At 72.0% G+C, this 18734-nt stretch carries 18 protein-coding genes; 12 read left to right on the top strand and 6 right to left on the bottom strand.

Features of this window, described 5'->3' with window-relative positions; translation table 11 throughout:
• Positions 1 to 230 precede the first annotated feature (230 nt).
• A complete protein-coding gene (locus AB0G20_RS09515; protein WP_361298382.1) occupies positions 231 to 1451 on the bottom strand; it encodes an acyl-CoA dehydrogenase family protein in 1221 nt (406 codons plus the stop codon).
• Between the two features lie 118 nt (positions 1452 to 1569).
• On the opposite strand from AB0G20_RS09515, the gene AB0G20_RS09510 reads away from it, so the two are divergent.
• The 7 genes from AB0G20_RS09510 to AB0G20_RS09480 all read left to right on the top strand — a co-directional run bounded on the left by AB0G20_RS09510 (position 1570) and on the right by AB0G20_RS09480 (position 8910).
• Positions 1570 to 2406: an enoyl-CoA hydratase/isomerase family protein gene (locus tag AB0G20_RS09510; RefSeq protein ID WP_361298379.1), complete on the top strand. Its 837-nt coding sequence runs from the start codon at positions 1570 to 1572 to the stop codon at positions 2404 to 2406.
• A gap of 94 nt (positions 2407 to 2500) precedes the next feature.
• Positions 2501 to 3133, top strand: coding sequence for a hypothetical protein (locus AB0G20_RS09505; protein WP_361298376.1), 633 nt, complete (start codon positions 2501 to 2503; stop codon positions 3131 to 3133).
• Positions 3130 to 5724 (top strand): putative PEP-binding protein, encoded by a 2595-nt coding sequence (locus AB0G20_RS09500; protein ID WP_361298373.1) that lies wholly within the window; start codon positions 3130 to 3132, stop codon positions 5722 to 5724. Before AB0G20_RS09505 ends, AB0G20_RS09500 begins: the two co-directional genes overlap by 4 nt.
• On the top strand, positions 5721 to 6839 hold the full coding sequence (locus tag AB0G20_RS09495) for an acyl-CoA dehydrogenase family protein (RefSeq protein WP_361298370.1): 1119 nt from the start codon (positions 5721 to 5723) through the stop codon (positions 6837 to 6839). Before AB0G20_RS09500 ends, AB0G20_RS09495 begins: the two co-directional genes overlap by 4 nt.
• A gap of 18 nt (positions 6840 to 6857) precedes the next feature.
• Entirely contained in the window at positions 6858 to 7277 is a 420-nt protein-coding gene (locus AB0G20_RS09490; protein ID WP_361298367.1) for an OB-fold domain-containing protein, read from the top strand.
• Positions 7274 to 8428 (top strand): thiolase family protein, encoded by a 1155-nt coding sequence (locus tag AB0G20_RS09485; protein WP_361298364.1) that lies wholly within the window; start codon positions 7274 to 7276, stop codon positions 8426 to 8428. The genes AB0G20_RS09490 and AB0G20_RS09485 overlap by 4 nt, the downstream gene beginning before the upstream one ends.
• An 86-nt stretch (positions 8429 to 8514) precedes the next feature.
• Positions 8515 to 8910 carry an SDR family NAD(P)-dependent oxidoreductase gene (locus tag AB0G20_RS09480; protein ID WP_361299362.1) on the top strand — a complete coding sequence of 132 codons (396 nt, stop codon included), beginning with the start codon at positions 8515 to 8517 and terminating at the stop codon, positions 8908 to 8910.
• Between the two features lie 6 nt (positions 8911 to 8916).
• Here the strand turns inward: AB0G20_RS09480 and AB0G20_RS09475 are convergent, their stop codons facing one another.
• Positions 8917 to 9573, bottom strand: coding sequence for a TetR/AcrR family transcriptional regulator (locus AB0G20_RS09475; protein WP_361298361.1), 657 nt, complete (start codon positions 9571 to 9573; stop codon positions 8917 to 8919).
• Positions 9574 to 9713: 140 nt separating this feature from the next.
• On the opposite strand from AB0G20_RS09475, the gene AB0G20_RS09470 reads away from it, so the two are divergent.
• Positions 9714 to 10319 (top strand): helix-turn-helix domain-containing protein, encoded by a 606-nt coding sequence (locus tag AB0G20_RS09470; RefSeq protein WP_361298358.1) that lies wholly within the window; start codon positions 9714 to 9716, stop codon positions 10317 to 10319.
• Between the two features lie 8 nt (positions 10320 to 10327).
• Here AB0G20_RS09470 and AB0G20_RS09465 read toward each other — a convergent pair whose 3' ends face one another.
• From AB0G20_RS09465 to AB0G20_RS09450, 4 genes are all read right to left on the bottom strand, one after another.
• Entirely contained in the window at positions 10328 to 11683 is a 1356-nt protein-coding gene (locus AB0G20_RS09465; RefSeq protein WP_361298355.1) for a 2-oxo acid dehydrogenase subunit E2, read from the bottom strand.
• A 5-nt stretch (positions 11684 to 11688) separates the two neighbouring features.
• Positions 11689 to 12714 carry an alpha-ketoacid dehydrogenase subunit beta gene (locus AB0G20_RS09460; protein WP_361298352.1) on the bottom strand — a complete coding sequence of 342 codons (1026 nt, stop codon included), beginning with the start codon at positions 12712 to 12714 and terminating at the stop codon, positions 11689 to 11691.
• Positions 12715 to 12719: 5 nt separating this feature from the next.
• Positions 12720 to 13721 carry a thiamine pyrophosphate-dependent dehydrogenase E1 component subunit alpha gene (locus AB0G20_RS09455; RefSeq protein ID WP_361298349.1) on the bottom strand — a complete coding sequence of 334 codons (1002 nt, stop codon included), beginning with the start codon at positions 13719 to 13721 and terminating at the stop codon, positions 12720 to 12722.
• Positions 13722 to 13818: 97 nt separating this feature from the next.
• Entirely contained in the window at positions 13819 to 14274 is a 456-nt protein-coding gene (locus AB0G20_RS09450) for a VOC family protein (RefSeq protein WP_361298346.1), read from the bottom strand.
• A gap of 154 nt (positions 14275 to 14428) precedes the next feature.
• Between AB0G20_RS09450 and AB0G20_RS09445 the strand changes: the two genes are divergently transcribed.
• The 4 genes from AB0G20_RS09445 to AB0G20_RS09430 all read left to right on the top strand — a co-directional run bounded on the left by AB0G20_RS09445 (position 14429) and on the right by AB0G20_RS09430 (position 18686).
• Positions 14429 to 15712: an aromatic ring-hydroxylating dioxygenase subunit alpha gene (locus AB0G20_RS09445; protein ID WP_361298343.1), complete on the top strand. Its 1284-nt coding sequence runs from the start codon at positions 14429 to 14431 to the stop codon at positions 15710 to 15712.
• A gap of 29 nt (positions 15713 to 15741) precedes the next feature.
• Positions 15742 to 16533 (top strand): SDR family NAD(P)-dependent oxidoreductase, encoded by a 792-nt coding sequence (locus AB0G20_RS09440; RefSeq protein WP_361298340.1) that lies wholly within the window; start codon positions 15742 to 15744, stop codon positions 16531 to 16533.
• Positions 16534 to 16564: 31 nt separating this feature from the next.
• On the top strand, positions 16565 to 18301 hold the full coding sequence (locus AB0G20_RS09435) for a PEP-utilizing enzyme (RefSeq protein WP_361298337.1): 1737 nt from the start codon (positions 16565 to 16567) through the stop codon (positions 18299 to 18301).
• A gap of 70 nt (positions 18302 to 18371) precedes the next feature.
• On the top strand, positions 18372 to 18686 hold the full coding sequence (locus AB0G20_RS09430; RefSeq protein WP_361298334.1) for a putative quinol monooxygenase: 315 nt from the start codon (positions 18372 to 18374) through the stop codon (positions 18684 to 18686).
• Positions 18687 to 18734: the final 48 nt, after the last annotated feature.

Genomic DNA, 18734 nt, shown 5'->3' with positions numbered 1-18734 from the left:
ACGAGGAAGTGGCGCCCATGGCCTCCGCAGCACCCGCTCCCCCACCCCCCACAGACTCAAGCGCATCGTCGCCGCCATCTAGTGCTTCACGGTCGACGTAGTCGCGGGCAGTCGACGGCCCGTCCGGCGCACAGAGCCACGCGGTATACGTCCGGGCTGCGCGGCGGGACATCGCCTGACCCGTGGATCCCGGGCGAGACGGCCCCGGAACGCCTCCCACGGCGACGCCGTCATGAGCCGTCGACGGCACCGGTTCGCGGCTGTCGGTAGGGCCGCACCGCGCGGCGCGCAATGGCGAATCGGTGCGTCTCCGAAGGGCCGTCGTAGATCCGGAACGGCCGCACCTCCCTGAGCAGACGGGCCAGCGGGGCGTCGGCGGCCGAGATGCCGAGCGCTCCGCAGATCTGCACCGCCCGGTCCACCACCCGGTTCACCGCCTCCGCCACGAAAGTCTTCGACACGGAGGTGAGTTGCACGGCGGCGGCGGAGCCGGTGTCCAACTCCCAGGCGGTACGCAGGATCAGCGCGCGGCTCGCCTCGATGTCGATCTCGGAGTCGGCCAGCATCTGCTGGACCATGCCGAGGTCACCCAGCACCGAGCCGAACGCGGTCCGGCTGCCCGCCCGCTCCAGTGCCACCTCCTGGGCGCGGCGCGCGGCTCCCAGCCAGCGCATGCAGTGGGTCAGCCGGGCGGGACCGAGCCGGACCTGGGCGCCGTCGAAACCGCGGTCCACCGCGCCGAGCACCTGCTCCTCCCCCACCACGCACCCCTCGAAGACGATCTCGCTGTGCCCCGCGAAGAGCGACTCGTCCAGCGTCTCGATGGTCCGGAAGATGCGCATGCCGGGGGTGTCGGCGTCGACCAGGAACATGGTGGCGCCACCCGGGTCGCCGGGACTGCCGGAGGTGCGGGCCATGACGATGGCGAAGCCGGCCCCGTCGGCCCCGGTGATGAACCACTTGCGCCCGTCGATGCGCCAGCCACCGGGAACCCGGGTCGCGGTGGTCCGCAGGGAGCGGGGATCGGCACCCGCCCCGGGAGCCGGTTCGGTCATGGCGAAGCAGGACCGTGTCTCGCCCGCGGCGAGCGGACGCAGGTACTTCTGCTTCTGCTCTTCGGTGGCCACCTTCTCCAGCAGGTGCATGTTGCCCTCGTCCGGGGCCGCGCAGTTCAGCGCCAGCGGTCCGAGCAGCGAGTAGCCCGCGGCTTCGAACACCACAGCCTGTCCGCGCAGATCGAGCCCATGGCCGCCCCACCGCGTCGGCACATGGGGAGCGAACACACCCGCCTCACGCGCGCCTTTCTGCAGGGCTTCCCGCAGGGCCTCGGGAGCGTCGTGCACGGACCCGCCGCACTCGCGCTCGGCCGGGATCACCACGTCGCGTACGAACTCGGCGGTGGACGCGGCGAGTTGGGCGACAGGCGGATCGACATCGAACTGGATGGGCACGGGACCTCCCGCCGACGGGCGTACGGGCATCGGCGCCCGTCGCGTCCTAGAAACTGTACAGCGTCTTCAGTATCTTGCCGGGAGGCACCCGGTGACGGGAAGACGACAGGAGAAAGCCATGAGCCTCCCCGCGAGCGCCGAGCCGGTCCGGATCGTGCGCCACCCCGACGGTGTCGTCGAGGTGAGACTGGACGATCCCGGGCGGGGCAACGCCCTGGACCTCAGGACCGCGGAGGCACTGCGGGACACGACCGCCGAGGTGGCGGCGGACCCGGGCGGCGCGGTCCTGCTGCGGGCGGCGGGCGGCAGCTTCTGCGTGGGCGGTGACCTGCGCGCCTTCGCCGGTCGCGGGGCCGAGACCGGCGCTTATGTGCACGCCGTGGCGACCGCTGCGCACGCCGCGATACAGGCTCTGCACGACCTGCCGGTGCCCCTCGTGACCGCCGTGCGCGGCGCGGCGGCGGGCGGCGGGGTCGGTCTCGCCCTCGTGGGCGACATCGTCCTGGCGGCGCGGTCCGCGCGCTTCCGGCTGGCATACACGGCGATCGGACTGACGCCGGACTGCGGGGCCTCATGGTTCCTGCCGCGCCTGACAGGTCCCCGCCTGGCGGCGGACCTGATCCTCACCAACCGGGTCCTGACCGGCGACGACGCCGAACGGTTGGGCCTGGTCTCCCGGTCCGTGGACGACGGGCAACTGGACGACGCGGCCCACCGGACCGCCGCAGGTCTGGCCGCCGGCGCCGGTGACGCGCTGCGCGCCGCGAAGGGTCTGCTGCGCGCCGGCGCCGGGGAAGAACTGCGCCGTCACCTCGCCGAAGAGGCGCGGCTGATCGCCTTGCTGGCGGACGGCGGGGAGGCACAGGACCGCATGGTGTCGTTCCTCGCCGCCCGGGGCCGCTCGAAGGCGGGCGACAGCGGGACCGGGGCCAGGGAACCCGAAAGTGTTTCTTGAATCCCTCTTCACTAACACCCCGCCCGGAGCGTAACCTCCGGGCAACACAGAACCGAGGAACCGGTCACCACTGAACCGGGGAAAAGGTGTGGCGATGCAATCTGCTGCCGTGGACCTTCCGGACGCTCCCGACGAGAGCCTCACCGAAGCGGTCGTCGACCTCGTTCTGCGTGGCATGTGGCGCGGCCGGCCCGAGTCCGAGCACCGCCCCCTGGTCGACGCGGGGCTGGCGATGGTGAAGGGGCCGGTGGTGCTGCCGACCGAGCGGGCCAAGGCCACCGCCTCGCGGATCCTGCGGGTTGCCGCGGGCTCCGAGCAGGAGGAGCGGATCACCTCGGCGTACGAGGCCTTCCTGCCGGTCAACCGGAAGATCCGCGACGTGTGCACGGCATGGCAGTGCCGCCCCGACGGCACCGCCAACGACCACTCCGACAGCGGCTACGACGCCGAGGTGCGCGAGTCGCTGGAAGACGTGCACGAGGCCATCCAGCCCGTGCTGCGCAGGCTGGAGCGGGTGCTGGCGGGCAGCGGACGCTACCTCACGGCCCTGGAGGAAGCCCTCGACCACTTCGACGAGGGCGCGCTCGAGTGGCTGGCCTCACCGCTGTGCGACTCGTACCACACCGTGTGGATGCGGTTGCACCAGGAGCTGCTGCTGGTTCTCGGCATCAGCCGGGCCCAGGACGAGGCCCGCGAAGAAGAGCTGGTCACAAGGAGCCGAGGTTGAGCGTCACCGACCGCGAGGCGGGCCCGCTCGCACAGTCCGAGGCTCCCCGCACACCGTCCGAGACCCCCGGCCGGAGCCTGGTGCCCTACGGGCAAGGTCGGATCCGGGGCCTCGACGCCGCCGAACTGGGCGCGCACGGCGCGGCGATGGACCGGCTGGTGGCCCTCGGGCTGCCGGTCGTGCCGGGCCTCACCGTGCCCGCCGACGCCTCCGCGTCCCTGTGCGAACCCGACACCGCGAGATCCGCCGTCGAACTGGTCGAACAACTCTCGGGACGGCGGATCGGCGACCCGACCCGGCCGCTGCTGCTGCGCCTGTCGGCGAGCGCGCCGACCGAGATCGCCGGGCTGCCGCCCGACCTGGCGTGTCTCGGCGTGACGCCCGGCAATGCGGGCGACCTGTGCGCCGTCATCGGTCGCGCGGAGGCGCTGCACGAGGTGTGGGCCGCCACCGTGCGGATGATCGCCGAGTACGCCCTCGACGTCCCGGGTCCGGTGCTCGACGACGCCCTCCTCGACACGCCCGAGCCGCGGGCACGGGTCGAAGCACTGCTGTCGCTGGTGGCGCAGCGCGGCTCCGAGCCCTTCCCCGACGACCCGGCAGAGCAGCTCGCACTGGCCGCCCGCGCCCTCCTCGGCCGATGGGACTCACCGCGTGCGAGAAGGTCCCGCCGGGCCCAGCGCCTCCCCGACGATCTCGCCGTCGCCCTGCATGTGCAGGCACTGCGCATCGGCCCGGCGGACCACTCGGGCCACGGCACGGCGGTCAGCCGCCACCCCGGGACCGGACGCCTCTCTCCCCAGGGCTCCTTCTTCCGTGGAGTGCGCCGCAGCGCCCCGCCGCCCCACACCGGTGAACCGCTGGAGCGGCTCGCGGGGGGAACCGCCCTGCTGGAGCACTCCCTGCTCACCCTGGAGCGTCATCTGCACGCGCCGGTGTCGGTCGACTTCGAGGTACGCGACGACGAGATCTCCCTGCTCGCCGCCTCGGCGCAACTGCGCCCGCCGCTTCGGGCGTCGGTGTGTCTGGCCGCGGACCTGGCCCGGGACGGGGCGCTCGGCCGCGAAGAGGCCGTACGGCGCATCGCCCCCGCGCAGGTGCAGGAACTGCTGCACCCCCAACTCCGGCTGACCGGCGGGGAGGAGCTCCTGGTGAGGGGGCTGCCCGCATCCCCGGGGGCGGCGACCGGAGCGGTCGCGCTGTCCAGCGAGCGTGCCCTCGAACTGGCCGCGGACGGCACTCGGGTCGTGCTCGTGGCTGCCGAGACGAACCCGGCGGACGTGCCCGGAATGCTGGCCTCCGTCGCCGTGCTGACCGGCAGCGGCGGCATCGCCTCGCACGCCGCCGTGGTGGCGCGGGGCGCCGGCAAGCCTGCGGTGTGCGGCGCCGAGGGGCTGCGTGTGGACCGGGCCGCCGGGACGGTGCGGATCGGGGACCGGGTGCTGCGCGAGGGCGACCCCGTCTCTCTGGACGGCCGCACCGGCGCCGTCTACGCGGGGACGCTGAGCGTCAGTGTCGCCGGACCGCCGCCCGAACTGTCCACTCTGCTGGAGTGGGCGGACGGCATGCGCCGGCTGGGTGTGCGGGTCAACGCCGACACGGCCGCGGAGGTGAGCACCGCCGTCGCCCTGGGCGCGGAGGGTGTCGGGCTGTGCCGTACGGAGCATCAGTTCCTCGGCGAGCGCCTGCCGCTGATCCGGCGGGTGATCCTGGCCGCCGACCCGACGGCCCGCGACGAGGCGCTGCCGGCGCTGGAGCACGCCCAGCACGAGGACTTCAGGGCTCTGCTGGCGGCGGTCGGAAACCGCCCGGTGACCGTGCGCCTGCTGGACGCCCCGCTGCACGAGTTCCTGCCCGCCCCCGGGCAGGCGCTGGACGTGGCCGAGGAGCAGCGGGCCGCCGCGCTTCGCGAGGCGAACCCGATGCTCGGGCTGCGCGGGGTGCGGCTGGCGCTGCTGCACGAGCGGCTCTACCCGGCGCAGGCCGAGGCGCTCTTCACCGCCTGGGCCGATGTCGCCGCGACCGGAGTCCGCCCGGAGCTGGAGGTGATGATCCCGCTCGTCAGCCTGCCGGAGGAACTGGCCGCCGCGGCCGCGTACGTGCGCGGTGCCGCCGATGCGGTCGCCGCCCGGACCGGAGTGGAGGTCCCGTACCGGCTCGGCACGATGATCGAGACCCCGCGGGCCGCGCTGCTGGCGGGCGAACTCGCCGAGCACGCCGAGTTCTTCTCCTTCGGCACCAACGACCTCACTCAGCTCACCTACGGATTCTCCCGGGACGACGTCGAGCGCCAGGTGCTCGCCAACTACCAGGAGCGCGGGTTCCTGACCGCCAGCCCGTTCGCCCGGCTCGACCCGCACGGGGTGGGCGCGCTGATCGGCCTGGCGGCAGAGCGGGCGCGGAGCGTACGGCCCGGCATCAAGCTGGGCGTGTGCGGTGAGCACGGCGGGGACCCGGAGTCGATCGCGTTCTGCGACGACCTCGGCCTCGACTATGTCTCCTGTTCCGCGCACCGCGTGCCGGTGGCCCGGATGGCGGCCGCGCACAGTGCCCTGCGGGAGCGGTGCGACGAGAGCGGGAGCACACGATGACGAGCACCGTGACGGACGGCGCCGCCCTGTCGGAGACCGAACTGGACGACCTGCGCGAGACCGTTCGGTCGGTGTGCGCGGACGCCGGCGGGACCGCCGCGGTACGCCGCATGTCCGAGCACTCCCCCGGCGTCGACGCCGCGTTGTGGGACACCCTCGGCCGGCAAGTCGGCCTCGCGGCCCTCGGCCTGCCCGAGTCCGCCGGAGGCATCGGCGGCCTCGCCGAGATCGCCGTGGTCTGCGAGGAGTTGGGCAGGACGCTGGCGCCGGTACCACTGCTGTCCTCCACCGTGCTGGCCGGCCAGGTGCTGGCCGGCTGCGGCACCGCCGACAGGGCACTGGCCGAATTGGCCGAGGGCACGGTGCACGCCCTGGCGGTGGCGGCCCCCGACGGAGCGTGGCGGTCCGACGCCGTGCCGGTGGCCGTCTCCTGGCAGGGCAGCGTGCCGCTGCTCGACGGCGCCGCGCCGTTCGTCCTCGACGGCGCCGACGCCGAAACACTGGTGGTGGCCGCATCCGGGGCCGACGGCGTGGACCTCTTCCTCGCCGACCCGCGCGAGCCGGGGATCACGGTGCGCCGGGTGCCGACCCTGGACCTCAGCCGGGGCCAGGCGGTGGTCACCTTCTCCGGTGCCCGGGCCCGGGCGCTGACCGCCGGCGGTGAGGGGGCGGACGTCGTCTCCCGCGCCCTGGACGTGTCCCTGGTGGCTCTGGCCGCCGAGCAACTGGGCGGGGCGCAGGCCGCGTTGGACATGACGGTGGCCCATGTGCGCGACCGTACCCAGTTCGGCAGGGCGATCGGCGGCTTCCAGGCGGTCAAGCACACCTGTGCCGACATGCTGCTCCAGGTCGAGGCCGCGCGGTCGGCCGTGGTGCGCGCGGTGCGGGCGGCCGACTCTCCCGAGGCGCTGGCCGAGGCGGCGGCGGTGGCACAGGCGTGGTGCGGCGAGGCGTTCGTGTCCGTCGCCGCCGAGTGCGTGCAGCTGCACGGCGGCATGGGCTTCACCTGGGAGCACGACGCACACCTGTACTTCCGGCGCGCCCAGTCCGAGGCCGTCCTGCTGGGCGGCGCCGCACACCATCGGGAACGGCTGGCCGGGCTGCTGGGCTGGTGACGTGGAAGGCGGAACGGCATGACCACCAGACTCATCGACGAGGTGTTGTTCGACGACGGGGATCCACCGCGTCTCGCGGGCGCGCGCTGCTCCGCGTGCACGACCGTGGTCTTCCCCCGGCAGGACTCGTGCCCCAAGTGTTCGGACGGCGCCATGTCCGCGCATGTGCTGCCCGTGAGCGGGCGCGTGTGGTCGTGGACGCTCCAGGCCTTTGCGCCGAAGCCGCCGTACCGCCCGCCGTCCGGGGGCCACCGGCCGTACCACGTGGGCTACGTGGACCTCGGTGAGGTGCTGGTCGAGGCGCTGCTGGCGGTTCCCCGCGCGGAAATACAAATCGGTCTGCCGGTCCGGCTCACCACGGTGCCCGCGTACCTGGACGAGGACGGGACCGAGGTTGTGACCTTCGCGTTCCGTCCGGACCTGGACGGGGAGCGATGAGCCGGACCGACGAGGTGTACGTGGTCGGGTGCGGGATGCATCCCTTCGGCCGCGACGAGAGCGTCACCGGCATGGACATGGCCGAGCGTGCGATACGCGAGGCGCTGGCCGACGCCGGTGTCGCCTGGGAGGACATCGGCTACGCGGCCGGCGGTTCCGACGTGTCCGGCAAGCCCGACACGCTGGTGGGCCGCCTGGGCCTGACCGGCGTGCCCTTCGTCAATGTGCAGAACGGCTGCGCGACCGGTGCCTCCACCGTGCTCGCGGTGGCCAACGCGCTGCGCGCGGGCGAGGCCTCCCTCGGCCTGGCGGTCGGGTTCGACAAGCACGAGCGGGGCGCGTTCCACGTCTCCGCGGCCCGCTACGGTCTGGGCGACTGGTACGCCGAGACCGGCATGATGCTCACGACCCAGTTCTTCGCCCTCAAGACCCAGAGGTACCTGTGCGAGCACGGGATCTCGGAGCGGGCGCTGGCGATGATCGCCGCGCGGGCCTTCCGCAACGGCTCGCACCACCCTCTGGCCTGGCGGCGCAAGCCGCTGACGGAGCAGGAGGTCCTCGACTCCGCCGAGGTCAGTCCCCCGCTCACCCAGTACATGTTCTGTTCGCCCGGACAGGGGGCGGCGGCGCTGGTGCTGGCGCGCGGCGACCGCGCCTTCGACCTGTGTGAACAACCGGTCAGGCTGGCGTCGTTGGCCTTCCGGACGCGGCGGTTCGGTTCGTTCGAGGTGTTCTCGCCCTGGCTGCCTCCGGGACCGCACCACAGCCCCAGCGTCGACGCCGCGGAGGCGGCCTTCCGCGCGGCAGGGGTGCGGCCCGCGGACGTGCAGGTCGCCCAGTTGCAGGACACCGACAGCGGCTCGGAGCTGATCCACCTGGCGGAGACAGGGCTGTGCGGTCACGGCGAGCAGGAGGAGCTGCTGTCCGCCGAGGAGACCGATCCGACGGGCCGGATACCGGTCAACACCGACGGCGGATGTCTGGCCGGCGGAGAGCCCGTCGGCGCCTCGGGTCTGCGGCAGTTCCACGAAGTCGTACGGCAGTTGCAGGGCCGGGCGCCCGGTGTGCAGGTGCCGGGCGCTCCCCGGGTGGGCTTCACCCATGTGTACGGGGCGCCCGGGATCAGCGCGTGCTCGGTTCTGACGGTGTGAGAGGCGGGAGGCCGCCGAGGTGGCGTGCCGCGTCATCGGCCCGGCGGCGCTGCCGCTGGTTCTGGACGTGACGTCCGCGAAGAGCGATTCTGCGGGCGACCCTGGACACGAACCTCACCGGCGCCTGGCGGGTGGCCGAGGCCGTCGTCCCGGGCATGGTGGAAGCCGGCTACGGGCGGGTCGTGAACGTCACCAGCTCCTACGGTTCGCCGGCGCTGATGGACTCCGGTCGGCCCCCCGCCTACCGGATCTCCAAGACGGCGTTCAACGCCCTGACCCGTATGCTCGCCGCCGAGCTGTCCGGCACGGGCGTGCTGGTCAACGCCGCCGACCCCGGCTGGACCCGCAGCGGCATGGGCGGGCCGTCCGCTCCGCGCGGTCCGGCGGAAGGGGCGGACACCCCGGTCTGGCCGGCGACCCTTCCCGAAGGCGACGAGACGACGGGCGGGCTGTTCGCCGACCGCAGGCCGCTGCCCTGGTGAACCGCCTCAGGTCCGGGATGGGGCCGGCCTCTCCTCGGCGCCGACGATGCGCAGCGCCAGCGCCCTGACCGCCTCCAGCACGGACCGGGAGGGCAACTGGGACAGCGGTCCGCCCTCCGCCCGCAGCGCCGTGACGAGCATGGTCGTGCTGATCAGTGTGCGGACCGCGAGGGCCTGCCCCGCGTGCCGGGCCTTCGCCGCCCGGGGGCTGCGAGTCGTGCCCTCGGGCAGATAGTCGTAGCCACGCTGGATGTGCCGCTGCTCGAACTCGTCCCGCAGCACCTTGACGCTGCCGTTGGCGGAGGCGACCTGGACCTGGTACAGACGGGCCTCGTCCGGGTTCTGCTCCACCCAGTCCCACACCGCGTCGATGACGCGGACCAGGCCCTCCGCATCACCCGGCTCGGACTCCGGACGCGCCGCCTCCACGACCGCGTTCAGCTGGTCGAAGACCCGTCGCATCGCGAGTTCGAGCAACTCCTCTTTGCCGTCGAAGTGGTAGTAGACGGCGGTGGGCACCACCTGTGCCTCGTCCGCGATGTCCTGGATGCTGGTCTCCGCGAATCCGTTGCGGCCGAACACCCGCACGGCGGCGGAGATGATGTGCTGCCGCCGCGAGGGCCGGTGGGCGGGCTGCTTGCCGTTCTTCGTGGTGGCCATCATGCTCCCTGCCGACTGCCGTGAACCCGCGTCCGTGGGCCCTGCGTACTGACCATTGTATCCAGTTACTACTCCCGCCTGACAGCATAATTCCTGCTACACAAGCACCTCCGGAGCACCGGGCTCCCGGCATACTTGACACCATGACGACATCCGGAACCCGCGCCGCTCATCGTCCGTCACGCAAGCAGTGGGTGATCGACGCAGCCACGGAGCTGTTCGCCACCCAGCCGCCGGACGAGGTGACGGTGGCCGACATCGCCGCTCGTGCGGAGATGACCTCGGCAGCGGTGTACTACCACTTCTCCTCCAAGGACCAGGTCCTGGCGGCGGGGATGCGGGTGTTCGCCGCCGCGCTGCGCGAGCAGTTGCAGGCACTCACTCAGGCCCACGAACCCGGCTCGGACATCGGCGCGGCGATCACCTCGCTGCTGGCCTGGCTGGGCGAACACCGGTCCGCCGCCACCGTCTTCTTCGTGTCGTCGGCCGGCATGAGCCAGGATGCGGAGGCGCTGCGCCAGGAGAGCCGTACCGAACTGCTGGACGAACTGGTGCGGCTGGTCCGCAAGGCCCGCGGGCCGGTCTCCGACGCCGAGGCGGCGGTGATCGGCCTGGGCCTGCTGGCGCTGCTGGAGACCGCGGCGATCTCGCAGGTCCGGGGTGACGACGTCTACCGGTCTCTGGGGCACCGCTCCTTCGTCCGCGAGGTCGGCAACCTCGCGGAGCGGATCGCCGACCCGGCCACGTAGGCCTCGGATCACACCAGCAGGCGGAGGGGCTTGCCCAGCAACTCACCTACGGTGCGCAGATATTCGGCGGCGGGTGCCCCGTCGACGGCACGGTGGTCGAAGGTGAGGCTGAGGGTGAGCACCCGCGTGCGCAGTGGCCGGTCGTCCACCCACTCGACGCCGTCCCTGAGCCGGCCCACGCCGAGGATGGCGACATTGCCGGGGTTGATCACGGGGGTGAAGAAGTCGACGCCGTATCCGCCGAGCGAGGTGACCGTGAAGGTGGCCCCTTCCAGCTGCGCGGGCGAGATCCGCCCTTCGCGTGCAGCCTGGGCCAGTGACCTCGACCTGCGGGCGACCTCGGGCAGTGGCAGCGCCACGGCGTCCTCGATCACGGGGACCATCAGGCCGCCCGGAACGGCCACCGCGAAGCCCAGGTGGACCTCGTCGAGCAGATGGATGGCGTCCTCCCGCACCGTCGCGTTGAGCAGCGGGTGCTCGCGCAGGGCCAGGGCCGCGGCCTTCAGCAGGAAGTCGTTGATGCTGGGGACCGGCAGATCGCTGTCGGCCCACTCCTCCTTGAGCCGGTCCCGCAGGGACACCACGGCGTCCATCCGCACCTCGTAGCCGTGCGTCAGCTGCGCCATCTCCTGGAGGCTGGCGTGCATCCTGCGGGCGATGGTGCCGCGCATCCCGGTGAGTGGGACGACCTTGCTGGGACGAGCGGGAGTGGCTTCGGGTACCGGAGTGACGCCATCCAGATCCGCCCTGCGGATCCGGCCGCCGGGCCCGGTGCCGTTCACCTCGGAGAGATCGATGCCCCGCTCCTTCGCCAGCTTGCGGACCAGCGGTGAGGCGGGGGTGTCGCCCGACGGGACGAGGGTGACGAGGTCGCCGGGCACGGCCGCGAGGAAATCCTCCACGTCCTCGGAGACGATCCGTCCGCCGGGACCGGTGCCCCGTACGGCGGTGAGGTCGACATCGGCAGCCGCGGCGACCCTCCGGGCGTTCGGTGAGGACAGAAGCCGGTCACCGATGCCCTTCTCACCTGTGCCGTTCACGGAGGGCGCCGCGCCGGCGTCGGGAGCGGGCGCAGTGGTCCCCGACCCGACCGGCGTGGGCGTGCCCGCCGGGTCCGGTGGCTGTTCGCCCTCGGCCAGCAGCCAGCCGATGAGGGCCCCGGCCGGGACGGTGGCCCCGGCCGCGACCACCGGGTGGAACAGTCCCCCGGCCTCCGCCTCGACGTCCACGTCGACCTTGTCGGTGGCCAGCCGCAGCAGGGCGTCGCCCTCCGCGACGGCGGCGCCGGTGGGCACGAGCCATTCGTCGATCGTGCCTTCCTGCATGGTCAGGCCGATCTTCGGCAGCAGAACCTCGACCGCCACGTCGGTCACGACCTTTCGAGGAGACGCCGGCAGCCCTGGGCGATCCGGGTGCGATCGGGGACGTATGCCTTCTCCAGGACCGGGGAGAAGGGGACGGGCGAAAAGGGGGCGCCGATGCGCAGCACCGGCGCGTCCAGGTGGTCGAAGGCTGCGTCCTGGATCTGGGCGGCGATCTCCGCGCCGAGCCCGCCGAAGGTGACGGCCTCGTGCACCACGAGCACCCGGTTGGTGCGGCGGACGGAGGCGAACATCGTCTCGGTGTCCAGGGGCTGCACGGTGCGCGGGTCGATCACCTCGATCTCGACGCCCTCGGCCGCGAGTTCGTCCGCCGCCGCGAGGGCCTCCCCCACCATGCGGCCCAGGGCGATCACGGTGACATCGCTGCCCTGGCGCGCGAGGTGCGCCTGACCCAGCGGGATGCCGTAGATCTCCTCGGGCACCTCGCTGGTGCTGCCGAGCAGGACCTTGTTGAGCATGACGACGACCGGGTTGTCGTCCCGGATGGCCGAGACCGTGAGGCCCTTGGCGGTGTACGCGTCGCACGGCATGACGACCTTGAGGCCGGGCACGTGGGCCAGCCAGGCCTCCAGGCTCTGGCTGTGTTGGGCCGCGGCGCCGAGGCCGGCTCCGGAGGCGGTGGTGATGGTGAGCGGCACGGACAGCGCGCCGCCGAACATGTACTTCATCTTGGCTGCCTGGTTGACGATCTGGTCGAGGCAGACGCCGATGAAGTCCATGAACATGAGGTCGACGACGGGGCGCAGGCCCCGGGCGGCGGCGCCCACACCGAGGCCGACGAGGGCGGCTTCGGAGATCGGGGTGTCGATCATGCGGCGGGGGCCGAACTCGTCGAGCAGGTTGTCGAACATGCGGAAGACGCCGCCGTATCCGGCCACGTCCTCGCCGGCGACGAAGACGTTCTCGTCCTCGCGCATGGCCTGGGCGAGTCCCTCGTTGAAGGCCTTGACGTAGGTCAGTTTGCGGGCCGCGGCGTTCGGGGCGACGGCCGGTGCTTCGGTGGTGGTGGTCATGGCGGTCATCCCGAGTAGACGTTGAGCAGCAGGTCGGCGGGGTCGGGCAGTGGGCTGGTCTCGGCGTACGCGATGGCCTCGGCGATCTCGTCGCGGGTGCGCTGCCATACGTCGTCCAGCTCCGCGCGGGTCGCGGCGCCGTCGGCGACGGCCCGGGTCTCCAGCAGGTCGATGGGGTCGCGGGCCTTCCACTCGGCGACCTCCTCGTCCGAGCGGTACGGGTGCCGGAGGCCCTTGACGCCCTGATGGTCGAAGTAGCGGTAGGTCTTGGCCTCGATCATCAGCGGGCCCTCGCCGGCCCGGGCCCGTTCGACGGCGTCGGCGGCGGCGCGATGGACGGCGAGCGCGTCCATGCCGTCGACGATCACGCTGGGCATGCCGTAGGCGGCGGCCCGCTCGGCCACGTCGTTGATCAACATGTGCTTCGACTGTGGCGTGAATTCGGCGTAGCCGTTGTTCTCGCACACGAAGACGACGGGCAGGCCGAGGATCGCGGCCATGTTGGCGCCCTCGTGGAAGGCGCCGATGTTGGTGGCGCCGTCGCCGAAGAAGGTCACGGCGACGCTGTCCTCGCCCTTGTACCGGGCGGCGAAGGCAGCACCCACGGCGATCGGTACGCCCGCCCCGACGATGCCGTTGGCGCCGAGCATGCCGCGGGTGAGGTCGTTGATGTGCATGCTGCCGCCGCGGCCGAGGCAGGCGCCGGTGACGCGCCCGTACAGCTCGGCGTACATCTCGCGGAGGCCGACGCCCTTGGCCACGGCGTGCCCGTGGCCCCGGTGGGTGGAGGTGATCTGGTCGTCGTCGCGCAGGGCCGCCATCACGCCGGCGGCCACGGCTTCCTGGCCTACATACAGGTGCAGGAAGCCGGGCAGCTTGCCGGCCTCCATGAGTTTGCCCGCCTCGGTCTCGAACAGCCGGATGCGCACCATGCGCTCGTGCAGATCCCTGATGACCTGCGCGGATACCTGGTGTGTGGCCGCATCGGCCGACTTCTTCTGAGCCATCGTCCGCCCCTTCGCCCGAGGGAGGTGTGCCACGGAAGTGGACTTTCTAGTATCGCTCTACAGTAACCAGCGCCACGCACCTTACTGAAGAGGTTCTCTAATTACTACGCCCCGGACCCGACTCGTCGCCCCGGTCGTCCACCAGCTCCACCGCATTGCCCTCCGGATCCGTCCAGAAGGTGATCCGCCGACCGTGCGCGCGGACGACGACCGGGTCCGACAGGGGCTTGGCGCCCGCAGCCCTCAGCGCGGCCACCACGGGGTCCACGTCGTCGACACGGAAGGTGAGATACGACAGCCCCGCACGTCCGGCCAGCGGATGCGCCACGAGGGCCGGCACCGCGGGCGACGAGGGAAGAATCAGCTTGACGCACCCCCCGGAGGGCACCTGCAGCCAGACGACGTCCAGCTCGCCGCCCAGTCCGGCCGGGCCGCCGACGGCCACCGGTACGCGCGAGCGGCGCACGGGGCGACAACCGATCACGTCGCGGTAGAAGCGCTCCATCGACCCCAAGTCCCGCACCACCAGGCCCACCTCGAACGGTCGGACCATGACCATCGCACCCACCCCTACGGGAGACCGAGCCGCAACTTCGCCACTTTCTATTGACAGACCACACTAAGTCCTGTTGCAGTTCCGGACACAGCCCAGCTGTCGCATTCCGAAGCCGGTCTCGGCTCGCGGCTGGGAGGATTGTGAGGACATCGTGGTCCAGACCAGTTCGCCGGAGATCCGGGAGACAGACGCCGACCGCAACCCGCCCTCGGCCCCCGCATACTCCTCGTGGATCAGCCAGGACCGGTCCACCGACGCCGCATCCCTGACGATGCGGCGGGAGGCCGCCGAACTCGTCGAGCGCGTGATGGCGCACTATCGCGCCAACACGACGCACGAGGCGGACGGCCAGTGGACGGAACCCGTCGCCAACTACCTCGACGCCGACCGCTGGCAACGCGAGACGGACGCCGTCCACCGGAGCGTCCCGCTGCCGCTCGCCATGTCCTGCGAGCTGCCCGGTCCGAACACCTACAAGGCGATCGACGTGCTCGGCATCCCCGTGCTGATCACCCGGGACCGCCAGGGCGCCGTGCACGCGATGATCAACGCCTGCCGGCACCGGGGGGCCAAGCTCCTCGAGCCCGGCTGCGGGGTGTCGAGGCGGCTCACCTGCCCGTACCACTCGTGGTCGTACGACCTGGCCGGCGAACTGCGGGGGGTCTACGCCGAGAAGACCTTCGGCGACGTTCCACGCGAGGGGCGCAGCCTGGTCAGGCTTCCGGCCGGGGAGCGGGCGGGGATCGTCTTCGTCTCGCTGGACCCGGCGGCCGAGCCCGACCTGGACGCCTGGCTGGGCGATCTGCAGCCGCTCCTCGAGGGTATGCGGCTGGCGGAGTGCCACCACTACGCCACCAGCGAGCTGACCAGTCCCAACTGGAAGGTCACCCTCGACGGATATCTGGAGACGTACCACTTCGCCTCGCTGCACCCGAAGACGGTGTTCGAGACGAACCTCTCCAACATGATGGCCCACGACACCTGGGGCCCCCACCAGCGCATCGCACCGGCCCTGCGCCCCATCGCGCAGGCGGTCGAACTGCCCCCGGACCAGCGCGATCCGGGCGACTGCGTCGGGCCCATCTACTGGCTCTTCCCGGGCCTCGCGATCGCCGGCGGCTGGCGCCAGAAGATCGCCGTCTCCCTGGTGCTCCCCCGGACGGCCACCGAGTCGGTGACCCAGCAGATCATCCTGCTGCGGGAACCGGCGGTCACCGAGGAGGAGCGCCAGGCCGCCGACCAATTCGGCGAGTGGTTCCACGAGGTGGTCCGCGACGAGGACTACGCGACCACCTACGGAGTCCAGCAGGGCCTCAAGGCCCTCGACGGGACCGATTTCGTCTTCGGACGCAACGAGCCCGGACTCCAGCACTTGCACCGCACCATCCACCAACACCTGGAAGACGGCGCCCACGCCGCCAGAGCCACCAGGTGACGAACCAACAACACTCGCGGGAGAACAGCATGGTGGCTACGGGCAGCCTCGACGGACGTGTCGCAGTGATCACGGGCAGCACGCGCAGCATCGGCCGCGCCATCGCCGAGGCCTTCGTGGCCGACGGCGCCACGGTCGTCATCAGCGGCCGATCCGAGATCAAGGGCAAGCAGGCCCTGGAGGAGATGGGCGCCGGGGACCGGGCCGTCTTCCACCCCTGCGACGCCAACAGCCAGGAGGACATCGAGGGCCTCGCCGACTTCGCCGCCGAACGCTTCGGCCGGCTCGACATCTGGGTCAACAACGTCGGCGGCAGCTCCGGCTTCGCCCCCATCCACCAGCTCAGCGACGAGGCGTGGCACGACGCCCTCAAGCTGAACGTCAACGGCTACTTCTACGGCACCCGCCGGGCGCTGCCGAAGATGCTGGAGCACGGCTGGGGCCGCGTCATCAACATCTCCTCCGTCGAGGGCAAGCAGGCCAACAAGCCGGGGATCAGCCACTACATCACCAACAAGCACGCGATCCACGGCCTCACCAAGGCGACCGCCTTCGAGTACGGCACCCAGGGCATCACCTGCAACGCCATCTGCCCCGGCGCCGTCGACACCGACCTGATGCGCGCCGCGGGGCCGGCCGCTGCCGAGGCCGAAGGCATCAGCTACGAGGAGTGGCTGAGCCGCTTCGCCGAGCACGCCGCCACCAAGAAGATCACCACGGTGGAGCAGATCGCGGCGGTCGCCTCGCTGCTCGCGAGCGAGGCCGGGGCAGGAATCACCGGCGCACTGATCAGTGTCGACGGCGGAACGGCGCAGTGGTAGGCGCGGGTACGGACACCGGGAGATTTCGGCCATGAAGAGCTGGATCACGGACTGGCAGCGCAGTGAGCGGCTGCCGCACTACACCCGCGCCAACGCGGGCGAGACCCTGCCGGAACCCGCCAGCCCGCTGGGCTGGACCCTGGTGTGGGGGCAGGGCCTGCAGGGCTGGCGTCGCGGCTTCGTCGGGTTCGGCATCTACCGCGAGGAGGAGGTGGCCGGCCCCCGACCGCCGTTCGTCGGCATGTTCGGCGGCCACTTCTACCTCAACCTGTCCCACATGCGGCTGTTCGGCATCCGTATGGGCCAGACGGCGGACCAGATCGACGCTGCCTTCGTCGGACAGCGCTCCGACACTCCGGTGTACGTGGCGCACCCGGACGACCAGGACGAGGAGCTGACCGCCAAGGCGGGCGGGACGCTTCAGCGGATGCTCGGCCAGAGCCGCTTCCCGGAGGCCGACGCCGACCGGCAGCGTTTGCGGGCAGTGCGGCGCTCGCGGCCCGGCCTGACGCGGCTGTCCGAGGCCGAACTGGTGGCGTACGCACGGTCGTTGCTGGACGAGGTGGAGACGACCTTCCAGCGGCACGTCGAGTCCTCGCTGCCCGCGTCCGTCGGACCGGCGATCCTCGGCCCGCTGTGCGCGAGCGTGGACCGCCCCGGCGCCATGCTCGACCTGATCGGCGGTCTCGGCGACGTCGACTCCGCCTCCCCCTCGACCGGGCTGTGGACACTGTCCCGCCAGGTGGCGGCCTCGGCCGAACTGAGCGCGCTGTTCGACCGGGGTCCGGCCGCCGTGGGGCAGGCCCTCGACGGGGCGACCGGCGACGTGAAGACGTTCCGCGACGCCTTCGAGGAGTTCCTGGCCGAATCCGGCGACCGCGGCCCCAACGAGTGGGACATCCACGCGCTGTCCTGGGAGGCGGCGCCCGTCCAGGCACTGGCCCTGGTCGACCGGATCCGCCACAGTCCCGACGACGACTCCCCCGCCGCCCGCCGGACACGTCTGACCGAACGGCGCGAGCAGACGGCGCAGGAGATCCGGGCCGTGCTGCCCGAGGAGACACGGCCCATGTTCGACGCCGGCATGCACGCCTCCCAGGTGTGGATCCCGGCCCGCGAACGCACCAAGGCGAACTGCGTCACCGTCGTCAACGAGATCCGCATGGCCGTACGGGAGCTCGGTCGCCGCGGCGTCGAGGCGGGGCTCTTCGCCCGGCCCGAGGACGTGATGATGCTGCTGGACACCGAGCTCGACGACTATGTCGCCGCGCCGGACTCCTTCGGCCCCGTCATCGCGCGGCGGCTCGAGGAGTACGCCGCCCTGCACGACCTGGAACCGCCGTTCTTCGTCGCGGAGGACGCGCAGACCGACATCGGCACCTGGCCGCGGCGCGCCGAGGAGCGGACGCAGGCGGCCGTCGAGGGTGATGTCCTCGGCGGTGTCGGCGGCAGCCACGGCACCTACACGGGCCGTGTGCGGGTGGTCGCCGACCCGGCCTCGTGCGAGGCGCTGGAGCCCGGGGAGGTGCTGGTCGCACCGATCACGGACGCGGCCTGGACCCCGCTGTTCCTGGTCGCCGGAGCCGCCGTGGTGGACGTGGGCGCGCTCAACAGCCACGCCGTGGTGGTCTGCCGCGAACTGGGCATCCCGGCCGTCATCTCCGTCGAGGGCGGGACACAGCGCCTGCGCGACGGAATGGTGATCACGGTCGACGGTGACCAGGGCACCGTCACCGTGGACAGCGTCCCGGCGCCGCTCGGCATCTGAAGCACCGCGGGCCCGTCGCTCCCCTGCACCGGGGCGACGGGCCCGCGGGCACGATCGCGAAAGGAATCCCGTGGCCGAGGAAATCATCGTCGCCGGCTGGATGGACTACGAGCCCGCCGACCGCGACACCGTGCTGAGGGCTCTCGTCGAGCTGGGCCGGCGTACCCGCGAGCTGGAACCCGGCTGTCTGGACTACGCCATGACCGCCGATCCCACCGACGAGCGGCGTATCCGGGTGTACGAGCACTGGACCTCCCGGCAGGCCCTGGACGAGCACTTCTCCACCGCGCACATCAAGGACTTCCGGGCAGCCGTGGCGGGGCTGACCCGAGTCGGGGTCTCCCTGACGGCCCACACCGTCGCCGCGTCACACCCCATGCGCTGAAACGCCGCCCCCCGGCGAGGGCGCCGTTTCAGCCTGCTGGAAGGGGTG

The organism is Streptomyces sp. NPDC024017 (assembly GCF_040638895.1).
In the GTDB taxonomy this organism is placed as follows: domain Bacteria; phylum Actinomycetota; class Actinomycetes; order Streptomycetales; family Streptomycetaceae; genus Streptomyces.
This window is presented reverse-complemented; position numbering and strand designations above follow the sequence as displayed.